Consider the following 10,681-nt stretch of genomic DNA (forward strand, 5'->3'; position numbering starts at 1 on the left):
CGCAGCGCTGGCGGCCGGCGCCGGTCTCGCCGCGGACCGGCCGTGGAGCGCGCCGGCGGGCCCCGCCCTGGAGGCGGCGCTGATCCAGGGCAACTTCTCGCAGGACGAGAAGTGGGACCCCGCCTTCCGCGGCGCCATCCGCGAGCGCTACGCCCGCCTGACCCTCGAGCACACCGGCGCCGACCTGATCGTCTGGCCGGAGACGGCGATCCCGCAGCTCTACCACCGCATCGCCCCGGGCTACCTGGCCCCCCTGGCCGAGCGGGTCCGGCGGGCGGGGGGCGCCCTGGTCCTGGGGGTCCCCTACCGCGAGCCCGGCGGCTCCGGCGAGGGGCCGCTGCACAACAGCGTCGCCGTGCTCGGCCCGGAGCGGGCCTTCTACCACAAGCGCCGGCTCGTCCCCTTCGGCGAGTACGTCCCCTTCCGCGATCTCCTCGGGCGGAGCCTCGACTTCCTCGGCGCCCCCATGGCGGACTACACGCCGGGCGGCCCGGGCCGCCCCGTGCCCGTCGGCGACGGCCTGCGCCTGGGCGTGAGCATCTGCTACGAGGCGGCGTACCCGCGGGTCGCGGCGCAGAGCGCGGCGGGGGCGGACCTGCTGGTCAACGTCAGCAACGACGCCTGGTTCGGCGCCTCCCTGGCGCCGCACCAGCACCTGCAGATGGCCCGGCAGCGGGCGGCGGAGGCCCGGCGCTGGCTGGTGCGGGCGACGAACACCGGCATCACGGCGGTCATCGACCCCCGGGGGCGGGTGGCGGCCTCGGCGGCCGCCTTCGAGACGGCGGTGGTCACCGAGCGCGTCGAGCCGCGCAGGGGCACGACGCCCTACGTGGCCCTCGGCGATGGGCCGCTCCTGGCGCTGCTGGCCCTGGCGCTGGCCGGGGCGCGCCTCGAGCCCCTCAGGCGCCGAGCAGCGGCGCGAGCAGCGGCGCGAACAGCGCGGTAACGAGCCCGGCGAGGCCGAGGCCGAGGCCGGCGAAGGCGCCGGCCAGCGGGCCGATGGTGAACGCCTGGGCGGTGCCGAAGCCGTGGGCGGCGAGCCCCAGGGCGAGGCCCCGCGCCGCCTCGTCGCGGATGCGCAGCAGGCGGAAGACCAGGGGGGCGAGCAGGCAGCCCAGGGCGCCGGTGGTCAGCACCAGCCCGGCGGTCAGGGAGGGGAGGCCGCCGAGGCGCTCCGTGATCCCCATGGCGATGGGGGAGGTGACCGACTTCGGGGCGAGGGAGAGGAGGGTCTCGCGGGAGGCGCCGAGGGCGGCGCCGATGAGCACCGCCGAGAGGGCGGCGCTGACGCTGCCGAGGATCACGGCGGCGGTGATCGGCAGCAGCTGCTCGCGGATCCGGGGCAGCTGGTCGAACAGCGGCACGGCGAGGGCGACGGTGGCGGGCCCGAGGAGGAAGTGGACGAACTGCGCCCCCTCGAAGTAGGTCTCGTAGTCGGTGCCGGTGGCGGCCAGGAAGGCGATCAGCAGGCCGATGGCCAGCAGTACCGGGTGGGCCAGCGGCGAGCGGCCGAGCCCGCGCCAGAGCCACTGCCCGGCGCTGAAGGCCGCGAGGGTGGCGGTCAGCCCGAGCAGCGGGCTCTCGGCGAGGAAGGCCCAGATATCCTGCAGCTCACTCCCCACGCCTGCCCTCCTGCTCCGCGGCCCGGCGCCGGCGCTGCGCCGAGGCCCGCTGGAAGGTGGCGGCGGTGACCGCCAGCGCCAGGGCGGTGCTCACGGCCAGGGCGGCGCCGATGGCGCCGGCGTCGGCCTCGAGCCGGGGGTGGTGGGCCATGATCCCGACGCCGGCGGGGACGAAGAGCAGCGCCAGGTAGCGCAGCAGGCCGTCGGCGGCGCTGCGCAGCCCCTCCGGCACCCGCCCCAGGGCGATCAGGCTGGCGAAGAGGAGGGCGAGGCCGATCACCGGGCCGGGCAGGGGGAGCCCGAGCAGCCGGGCGAGGAGCTCGCCGAGGAGCTGGTAGGCGAGCAGCAGGGTCAGCCCGTGGAGCACTCGGGCGCCTCCGCGGCGCGCAGGGTGAGGATCGGCCAGCCGCGCCGGCGCGCCTCGGCCGCGAGGGCGGCGTCCGGGTCGACGGCCACCGGGCGCTCGACGTGGCGCAGCAGCGGCAGGTCGTTGTGGGAGTCGCTGTAGAACCACCGCTCGGCGCCGTCGAGGCCGTGCTCGCGCAGCCACGCCTCGACGACGGTGATCTTGCCCTCCTGGAAGGTCGGCGTCCCCGTGTGCCGCCCGGTGTAGCGCCCGCCCCGGCGCTCGGGCTCGGTGGCGAGGAGCGTCGGCACGCCGAGCCGGTCGGCGATGGGGCGGGTGACGAAGCTGTTGGTGGCGGTGACGATCGCCAGGTGGTCCCCGGCCCGGCGGTGCGCCTCCAGCAGCGCCTGGGCCGCCGGCAGGATCAGCGGCTCGATGCGCTCGTCCAGGAACTGCTGGCGCCAGGCGAGGAGCTCGGCCTCGGGGTGCTGCGCCAGCGGCCGCAGGGCGAACTCGAGGAAGGCGTCGATATCCAGCCGCCCGGCGAGGTAGTCCTCGTGGAAGCGCCGGTGGGCGGCGGCGAAGGCCTCTCCCTCGACGGCCCCGCAGGCGACGAGGTGCTCCCCCCACAGGCAGTCGCTGTCGCCGGCGATCAGGGTGTTGTCGAGATCGAAGAGGGCTACGGGCACGGCGCCTCCCATCACTAGAGCGGTACGCTATTATATCGCAAGATCGGTGCGATGCATTGCCGCGCCTAGAACGGTTATGAAAGAATACTTTCGGCGAATTCTGCGTAAGGAGGCGTGCCCCTGTGGTTGATTCCGACGGCTTTCGTCCGAATGTCGGTATCATCGTCGCCAACGGCGAAGGGCAGGTGCTGTGGGCACGCCGGGCCGGCGAGAACGCTTGGCAGTTCCCCCAAGGCGGGATCGAGCCCGACGAGACCCCCCTCGAGGCGCTCTACCGCGAGCTCGAGGAGGAGGTGGGCCTGGGCGCCGCCGATGTCGACGTCCTCGGCGCCACGCGGCGCTGGCTGCGCTACCGCCTGCCGCAGCGGATGATTCGCCGCCGGGGGCCGCGCTGCATCGGCCAGAAGCAGATCTGGTTCCTCCTGCGCCTGGTCGCGAGCGAGGAGCGCGTCCGGCTCGACGCCGGCGCCCGCCCCGAGTTCGACCGCTGGCGCTGGGTGGCGTACTGGCAGCCCGTCGAGGAGGTGATCGCCTTCAAGCGGGGAGTCTACCGCCGCGCGCTGCACGAGCTCTCCGGGCTCCTCGGCGCCGAGTGGCGCAGCACCGGCACGGCGGCGGACACCCCGAGCCCGGGGATCCCGGCGGCGGCGCGGCAGCGGGTGCGCTAGGGCGGCCTTATGCTCGATATACTCCACCGTGTCTCGCGGGAGGTGAACGCGGCCCCGGGGCTGCCGGAGGCGCTGCGCATCATCGTCGAGCGGGTCGCCGACGCCATGGCCGTGGACGTCTGCTCCGTCTACCTGCTCGACGCGGCCCAAGGCGACTTCGTGCTCATGGATACCCGCGGGCTCAACCCGGGCTCCGTCGGCCAGGTGCGCCTCTCCCCCGAGCAGGGCCTCGTCGGCCTGGTCGCCGAGCGCGAGGAGCCGATCAACCTCGAGGACGCCCCCGCCCACCCGCGCTTTCGCTACTTCCCGGAGACCGGCGAGGAGCGCTACTCCTCCTTCCTGGGGGTGCCGATCATCCACTACCGCACGGTCCTCGGCGTGCTGGTGGTCCAGCAGACCGTGCGGCGGCGCTTCGAGGAGCAGGAGGTGGCGTTCCTCGTCACCCTGGCGGCGCAGCTGGCCGGCGCCATCGCCCACGCCCGGGCCAGCGGCGGGATCGACGGCCTGGAGCAGGACGCCGTCGTCGAGGGGGGGCGCGCCCTGCAGGGGCTGCCCGGCGCCCCCGGCGTGGCCATCGGCACCGCGGTCGTCTCCTACTCCCAGGCGGACCTGAACGCCATCCCCGACCGCCCGCCGGTCGATACCGAGGCCGAGGTGGCGGCCTTCGAGGCGGCGGTCGAGCTGGTGCGCGGCGAGCTCCACCGGCTCAGCGAGCAGATCGCCGAGTCGGTCTCCGCCGACGAGCAGATGCTCTTCGACGTCTACCTGCGGATGCTCGAGGGCGACAGCCTCGTCCGCGAGACCCGCGACCGGATCCGGGCCGGCAACTGGGCGCCGGGGGCCCTGCGCCAGGTCATCGCCGAGCACGTCCAGGTCTTCGAGGAGATGGACGACGCCTACCTGCGCGAGCGGGCCAGCGACATCCGCGACCTCGGCCGGCGCATCCTCAGCCGGCTGCGCGACGAGGGCGAGCAGGTGCGCTGGGTCCCCGAGCAGGCGGTGCTCGTCGGCCACGAGGTGAGCGCCTCGCAGCTCGCGGAGATCCCCAGCGAGCGCCTCGTGGCGGTGGTCGCCGCCACCGGCTCGCGCAACTCCCACGTGGCCATCCTCGCCCGGGCGCTCGGCATCCCGGCGGTGATGGGGGTCGACGACCTGCGCATCCGCCAGCTCGACGGCCGCCGGACGGTGGTCGACGGCTACGCGGGGCGCTTCTACGTCGACCCGTCGCCGGCGGTGGAGCAGGAGTACCAGCGCCTGATCAGCGACGAGGCGGAGTTCACCGAGGGGCTCGAGGCGGTCCGCGACCAGCCGCCGGTCACCCCGGACGGGCGCCGGATCGGGCTCTACGCCAACACCGGCCTGATCTCCGATATCAACCTCTCCCTCGCCGCCGGCTGCGACGGCATCGGCCTGCACCGCACGGAGTTCCCCTTCCTGATCCGCGACCGCTTCCCCGGCGAGGAGGAGCAGGAGGCGCTCTACCGCCAGGTCCTCGAGCAGTTCAGCCCCTACCCCGTGATCCTGCGCACGCTGGACGTCGGGGGCGATAAGTCGCTGGCGTACTTCCCCATCGAGGAGGAGAACCCCTTCCTCGGCTGGCGCGGGATCCGGCTGACGCTGGACCACCCCGAGATCTTCCTGACGCAGCTGCGGGCGATGCTGCGCGCCGACCGCGGCCTGAACAACCTGCAGATCCTCATCCCCATGGTCAGCCGGCTCGAGGAGATCAGCGGCGTCCGCCGCCTGGTGCAGCGGGCGCGCCAGGAGCTGGCCGAGGACGGCATCGAGACCCGCAGCCCGCCCGTCGGCGTCATGATCGAGGTCCCGGCGACGATCTACCAGATCGACCGCTACTGCGATCAGGCCGACTTCCTGTCGGTGGGCTCCAACGACCTGACGCAGTACCTGCTCGCCGTGGACCGCAACAACAGCCGCGTGGCCTCCCTCTACGACGAGCTCCACCCCGCGGTGCTGGCGGCGATCCGCGAGGTGGTGCGGGCGGCGCGGCGCCACGGCAAGCGCCTGAGCGTCTGCGGCGGCATGGCCGGCGATCCCGCCGGGGTCATCCTGCTCATGGGCCTCGGGGTCGAGGCGCTGTCCATGAGCGTGTCGAGCCTGCTGCGCATCAAGTGGGTGATCCGCCGCGTGCCGGTGGCGCGGGCCGCCGAGCTGGTCAACCGCGCCGTGGACATGGACTCGCCGGAGGAGGTGCGCCGGATGCTGCGCCGCACCCTCGAGGAGTACGAGCTCGGCGGGCTGATCCGGGCGGGCAAGTAGCGCACTTTTTAGATTGACACTAAATCTTATTTAAGTTGAGATGGGGGCAACCTCGGCGGCAACGGGCAATCCCGGGCACCGTAAGGGCCGGGGGCACGGAGGGCCGCGGCCGCTCCGCCGAGCTGACGCTCGAGACTAGGGCCGGGGGGTGCTAGCGGGAGCTGGCGTCAGGCGAAGGCCGCGAGGGCCCCGGAAGCGGGGCCCCAGCGTTACAGTTACGGTACGAGCCACCAACCTAGAGAAGGGGGAATCATGCAAGGCGACGAGAAAGTCATCGAGTACCTGAACCAGGGCCTGCGGATGGAGCTCACCGCCATCAACCAGTACTTCCTGCACTCCCGGCTGGCGCACGACTGGGGCTTCGATAAGCTCGGCGCCAAGGAGGAGGAGGAGTCCATGGAGGAGCGGGAGCACGCCGACCGCTTCATCCAGCGGATCCTCTACCTCGGCGGCACGCCCAACATGCAGCCCGAGGAGATCTCCGCCGGGAGCAGCGTCCGCCAGCTCCTCGAGGCGGACCTGCAGGGCGAGAAGGACAGCCTCGCCTTCTACCGGAAGGCCGCGGCGTACTGCGAGTCGGTGCAGGACTTCGCCTCGCGGCAGCTGTTCACCGACCTGATCGTCGACGAGGAGGAGCACGAGGACTGGCTGGAGACCCAGCTCTCGCTGATGGACAAGCTCGGCGAGGTGCCGTACCTGCGCTCGATCATGGGCGGCGAGCAGGTCGCCCAGGAGGCGGCCGGCGAGAGCTGACCGGCGCCGCCCCCCGGGGCTGCGCCGCACCCTCGGACCCCGGCGTGCCGCTGAGCGCGCCGGGGTCCTGCGTTGGGGGCCCTAGAACGGCTTGACCACCGCCAGGATGACCACGGGGACAAGCACCAGCACGGGGAGCTCGTTGAACACCCGGTACCACTTGTGGCTGCGCTCGTTGCGGTCCTCGGCGAAGGTGCGCAGGATGCGTCCGCAGTAGAGGTGGTAGGCGATCAGCAGGGCCACCAGCGCCAGCTTGACGTGCATCCAGCCCTGGGTGAGCCACGCCGGGTTCAGGGCCAGGAGGGTGAGGCCGAGGCCGACGGCGACGATGGCGCTCGGGTTCATGATGCCGCGGTAGAGCTTGCGCTCCATGACCTTGAACCGCTCGAGGCTGATCTCGTCCTCGGCCATGGCGTGGTAGACGTACAGGCGCGGGAGGTAGAACAGCGCGGCGAACCAGGTCACGATGGAGATGAGGTGGAAGGCTTGGAGCCAGACGTAGAGCACGGCGGTACCTCGCTGTTGCTCGCTCGGGTTGCGTGTCGGTTCCCGGCCGGGCTGCGCCCGGGCGGACCGGGCCGGTGCCTGGAGGCCCGACCAGGCTAGGGGTATTGTAGAGGCTCGCCGTGGTGGGCGGGAGCCCCCGGGCTCCCGGCCTCCTCGGGGCCGGGGTGGCCATGCAGATGCACCAAGAGGAGAGCGAGAGGGCATGATTGATGTAGGGATCGTCGGCGGGACCGGCTACACCGGGATGGAGCTCCTGCGGCTCGTCTCGCGCCACCCGCAGCTGCGCCTTGCGGAGATCACCTCCCGGGGCGAGTCGGGGACGCGGGTCGATGAGCTCTTCCCGGCCCTCGAGGGGGAGGTGGACCTCGCCTTCACCGAGCCGGACGTGGGGCGGCTGAGCCGCTGCGATGCGGTCTTCTTCGCCACGCCCAACGGGATCGCCATGGGGATGGCGCCGGCGCTGCTCGAGGCCGGCTGCCGCGTGATCGACCTCGGCGCCGACTTCCGCCTGCGCGACCCGGCGCTCTGGCAAGAGTGGTACGGCATGGAGCACGCCTGCCCCGGGCTGCTCGAGGAGGCGGCCTACGGCCTGCCGGAGGCGCACCGCGAGGCCGTGCTCAGCGCCCGGCTCGTGGCCAACCCGGGCTGCTACCCCACCGCCGTCGGCCTCGGCCTGCTCCCGCTCGTGACCTCGGACCGCCTCAAGTCCGGCCCGGTGATCGCCGACTGCAAGACCGGCGTCTCCGGCGCCGGCCGGGCCGCCAAGGTGGCGACCCTCTTCTGCGAGGCCGACGAGAGCCTCAAGGCCTACGGGGCGAGCGGCCACCGCCACCTGCCCGAGATCGAGCAGACGCTCCGCACGCTGCGCGGGGAGCCGGTGGAGACGGTCTTCGTGCCCCACCTGGTCCCCATGATCCGCGGCATGCAGGCGACCCTGCACGTGGCGGCGCGCGGCTCGGCGGAGGAGATCCGGGCCCTCTACCAGGAGCGCTACGCCGCCGAGCCCTTCGTCGAGGTGGTGCCGGCGGGGGCGCACCCGGAGACCCGCTGGGTGCGCGGGACGAACGGCTGCCGGATCGGCGTCCACCAGCCGCCGGGGGTCGCCGACCAGGTCGTGGTGCTGGCGGTCATCGACAACCTCACCAAGGGGGCCGCCGGGCAGGCCGTGCAGAACCTGAACGTGATGTTCGGGCTCGAGGAGGGGGCCGGCCTCCGGGAGGTCGCCACGCTCCCCTAGCGTGTTGACGGGGGGAAGGGCCCCCCACAGAATGCCTTGAGGAACGGGAGGCGCTTATGACCCAGACAGCAGAGCCGCAGACGCAGACCCCGGAGGAGGAGCTGCTCCTCTTCACGGACGCAGCCGCCGACAAGGTGCGTGAGCTGATCGAGGCGGAGGGGGACAGCACCCTCAAGCTGCGCGTGTTCATCAGCGGGGGCGGCTGCTCGGGCTTCCAGTACGGCTTCACCTTCGACGACAACCTCGAGGAGGGGGATACGGTCATCGACAAGCGCGGCGTGCAGATCGTCGTCGACCCGATGAGCGCGCTCTACCTCTCGGGGGCGGAGGTCGACTTCGTCAGCGGGATCGAGGGCGAGCAGTTCACCATCCGCAATCCGAACGCGACGACCACCTGCGGCTGCGGCTCCTCCTTCTCGCCCTGAGGGGCGCCCTGCGCCCGGCCGCCGGCTCAGCCCGCGTAGAGCCCGCCTAGGACGGCGGGGCGGCGGGCGCCGGTGGCCGCGGGGCAGTTGCCGGGGACGCCGGCGAGCCGCGCCCACGCCAGCCAGGCGAAGCCGATCGCCTCGACGAAGTCGGGATCCACCCCGTAGGCCTGCGTGCTCGCCACCTCCAGGCCGGGGCACCGGGCGCGCAGGCGCGCCATGAGGTGGCGATTGTGGACCCCGCCGCCGCAGACCAGCACCTCCCGGGTGCCGGCCCCGGCCCACGCCGCGACGCCCTCCGCGACACTCCGCGCCGTCAGCTCGGTGAGGGTGGCCTGGACATCCTCCGGCCGCTCCCCGGCCTCGAGCTGCCCCTCCAGCCACTCGAGGGAGAAGCGCTCCGGGCCCGTGCTCTTGGGCGGCGGGGCGCGGAAGTACGGCTCGGCGAGCAGCCGCTCGAGCAGGGCGTGATCGACCCGCCCCGAGGCGGCCCAGGCGCCGTCCGCATCGTACGCCCGGCCGAGGTGGCGGCGGGCCCAGCCGTCGAGGAGGGTGTTCGCGGGGCCGAGGTCGAACCCCGTGACCGGGCCCTGCGGCGAGAGCAGGGTGAGGTTGGCGATGCCGCCGAGGTTGACCACGGCGCGGGAGGCCTCGCCCTGGCCTAGGCAGGCGGCGTGGAAGGCGGGGGCGAGGGGAGCGCCCTGGCCGCCCTCGGCGAGGTCCCGGCCGCGGAAGTCGCTGACGACGGGCAGCCCGGTGGCGGCGGCGATGCGGTTCGGGTCGCCGAGCTGCGCCGAGAGGGGGGGGAGCGGGGCGCCCTGGTGCCAGACGGTCTGGCCGTGGCAGCCGACGGCGGCGATCGGCTCTCCGCCAGCGGCCTCCTGCAGGCGCGCCGCTGCCGACCCGAAGGCCTCGCCGAGGCGGCCGTCGAGCTCGCAGAGGGTGGCGAGCGGGGTCTCGGCGCCGGCGCGGTGGATCGCCTCGGCGAGCTCCCCCGGCAGGGGGAGCGTGCGCGTGGCGAGGGTGTCCTCGAGCCTTCCCGTGGGGGTGATCCGCACAAGGGCGGCGTCGATGCCGTCGACGCTCGTCCCCGAGATCAGGCCGATCCACAGCCTGCCGCGCGCCTCGGCGCTACTGCTCCGGCTCGAGGAGGGCGATGCGCAGCTCGCCGTCATCGGGGTTCCCCTCTAGCGCACTGAGCAGCGGCTCGGCGTGGCTCCTGAACGCCTGCCGGTACTGGGCGGGCAGCGGGTCCGCCTTCGGCAGCTCCACCGTGACCGGGTTGCGGTGCCGGCCGTTGACGAGGAACTCGTAGTGCAGGTGGGGGCCGGTGGAGAGCCCGGAGCTGCCGACGTAGCCGATGACCTCCCCCCGCTCGACGCGGTCGCCGGGGCTGAGGCCGCGGGCGTAGCGGGCGAGGTGGGCGTAGCGGGTGCGGTAGCGGGAGCCGTGCTCGAGGGTCACGAGGCGCCCGTACCCCCCTTTGTACCGCCGCTCGACGACCCGCCCCTCGCCTGCGGCGCGCACGGGCGTCCCGCGGGAGGCGGCGAGGTCGACCCCGAGGTGGGGGCGGCGGACGCCGAGGATCGGGTGGCGGCGGTTGCGGTCGAAGGAGGAGCTGACGCGCCGGTAGTTGACGGGGTAGCGCTTGAACTCGCGGCGCAGGCTCTCGCCCTGCGGCGTGTAGTAGTCGGCCTGGCCGTCGCCGTGGCTGTAGCGGACCGCCTCGATCGTCCCGGCGCGGTCGCTGTCGAGCCGCACGGCCTTGATATCGCCGAGGACCGTCTCGTCCTCGGTCTCGATCCGCTCGAAGATCACGGTGAACGAGTCGCCGGCGCGCAGGTCGCGGCCGAGGTCGACCTCCCAGCCGAGGATGCGGGTGAGCTGCATGGTGAGCCGGGCGTTGAGCCCGGCGCGCTGCGCGGCGCGGTAGAGGGAGCGCTCGATCTCCGCCTCGGTCTTGACCAGCTGGCGCTGCGATTGGCGCGAGACCACGGCGGCCTGGAAGCCGTCGCCGTCGGCCTCGATGCGCAGCGCCTGCTCCGGGCTGAACGGGAAGCGCAGCCCCTGCAGGGCGCCCTCCGCGTCCTTGGTGAGGGTCAGGCGCTGCCCCGGGTGGAGGCTCGCCAGCCGCTCGGCGGGCGGCCCGGCGTTGAG

Annotated in this window: 12 protein-coding genes; 6 read left to right on the plus strand and 6 right to left on the minus strand. The window is 73.4% G+C overall.

What is annotated here, in order from left to right; all coding sequences use genetic code 11:
* The coding region (gene lnt / locus CKO13_RS07750) for an apolipoprotein N-acyltransferase (RefSeq protein ID WP_200259080.1) at window positions 1-946 on the plus strand (946 nt) is incomplete at its 5' end.
* Here lnt and CKO13_RS07755 read toward each other — a convergent pair.
* The 3 genes from CKO13_RS07755 to CKO13_RS07765 are packed head-to-tail and all read right to left on the minus strand — an operon-like array spanning window position 900 to window position 2,657.
* On the minus strand, window positions 900-1,622 hold the full coding sequence (locus tag CKO13_RS07755; protein WP_200259082.1) for an LrgB family protein: 723 nt from the start codon (window positions 1,620-1,622) through the stop codon (window positions 900-902). The genes lnt and CKO13_RS07755 overlap by 47 nt on opposite strands.
* Entirely contained in the window at window positions 1,612-1,989 is a 378-nt protein-coding gene (locus tag CKO13_RS07760) for a CidA/LrgA family protein (protein ID WP_200259084.1), read from the minus strand. The genes CKO13_RS07755 and CKO13_RS07760 overlap by 11 nt, the downstream gene beginning before the upstream one ends.
* The gene (locus tag CKO13_RS07765; RefSeq protein ID WP_200259086.1) at window positions 1,974-2,657 is read right to left on the minus strand and encodes a histidinol-phosphatase; all 684 of its coding nucleotides are present in this window, start codon (window positions 2,655-2,657) and stop codon (window positions 1,974-1,976) included. The genes CKO13_RS07760 and CKO13_RS07765 overlap by 16 nt, the downstream gene beginning before the upstream one ends.
* A gap of 122 nt (window positions 2,658-2,779) precedes the next feature.
* Here CKO13_RS07765 and CKO13_RS07770 point away from each other — a divergent pair, with 122 nt between their 5' ends.
* The 3 genes from CKO13_RS07770 (at window position 2,780) to bfr (ending at window position 6,355) form a co-directional block, all read left to right on the plus strand.
* Entirely contained in the window at window positions 2,780-3,325 is a 546-nt protein-coding gene (locus tag CKO13_RS07770; protein WP_200259088.1) for an RNA pyrophosphohydrolase, read from the plus strand.
* A gap of 9 nt (window positions 3,326-3,334) precedes the next feature.
* A complete protein-coding gene (gene ptsP / locus CKO13_RS07775) occupies window positions 3,335-5,602 on the plus strand; it encodes a phosphoenolpyruvate--protein phosphotransferase (RefSeq protein ID WP_200259090.1) in 2,268 nt (755 codons plus the stop codon).
* A 252-nt stretch (window positions 5,603-5,854) separates the two neighbouring features.
* The gene (bfr, locus tag CKO13_RS07780) at window positions 5,855-6,355 is read left to right on the plus strand and encodes a bacterioferritin (RefSeq protein WP_200259093.1); all 501 of its coding nucleotides are present in this window, start codon (window positions 5,855-5,857) and stop codon (window positions 6,353-6,355) included.
* A gap of 81 nt (window positions 6,356-6,436) precedes the next feature.
* Here bfr and hemJ read toward each other — a convergent pair whose 3' ends face one another.
* Complete coding sequence (gene hemJ / locus CKO13_RS07785; RefSeq protein ID WP_200259096.1) at window positions 6,437-6,862, minus strand: protoporphyrinogen oxidase HemJ; 426 nt, start codon at window positions 6,860-6,862, stop codon at window positions 6,437-6,439.
* A 202-nt stretch (window positions 6,863-7,064) separates the two neighbouring features.
* Here hemJ and argC point away from each other — a divergent pair, with 202 nt between their 5' ends.
* Window positions 7,065-8,099, plus strand: coding sequence for an N-acetyl-gamma-glutamyl-phosphate reductase (gene argC / locus CKO13_RS07790; protein ID WP_200259099.1), 1,035 nt, complete (start codon window positions 7,065-7,067; stop codon window positions 8,097-8,099).
* Between the two features lie 56 nt (window positions 8,100-8,155).
* Complete coding sequence (gene erpA / locus CKO13_RS07795; protein WP_200259102.1) at window positions 8,156-8,524, plus strand: iron-sulfur cluster insertion protein ErpA; 369 nt, start codon at window positions 8,156-8,158, stop codon at window positions 8,522-8,524.
* Window positions 8,525-8,550: 26 nt separating this feature from the next.
* On the opposite strand, the gene CKO13_RS07800 is transcribed toward erpA, so the two are convergent.
* Both CKO13_RS07800 and CKO13_RS07805 read right to left on the minus strand, forming a co-directional pair.
* Window positions 8,551-9,699: an anhydro-N-acetylmuramic acid kinase gene (locus tag CKO13_RS07800; RefSeq protein WP_200259105.1), complete on the minus strand. Its 1,149-nt coding sequence runs from the start codon at window positions 9,697-9,699 to the stop codon at window positions 8,551-8,553.
* Window positions 9,656-10,681, minus strand: a 1,026-nt coding sequence (locus tag CKO13_RS07805; protein ID WP_200259108.1) for a peptidoglycan DD-metalloendopeptidase family protein, incomplete at its 5' end; no start/stop codon positions are given. The genes CKO13_RS07800 and CKO13_RS07805, both read right to left, overlap by 44 nt.

Source organism: Halorhodospira neutriphila (assembly GCF_016584055.1).
Lineage (GTDB): Bacteria > Pseudomonadota > Gammaproteobacteria > Nitrococcales > Halorhodospiraceae > Halorhodospira > Halorhodospira neutriphila.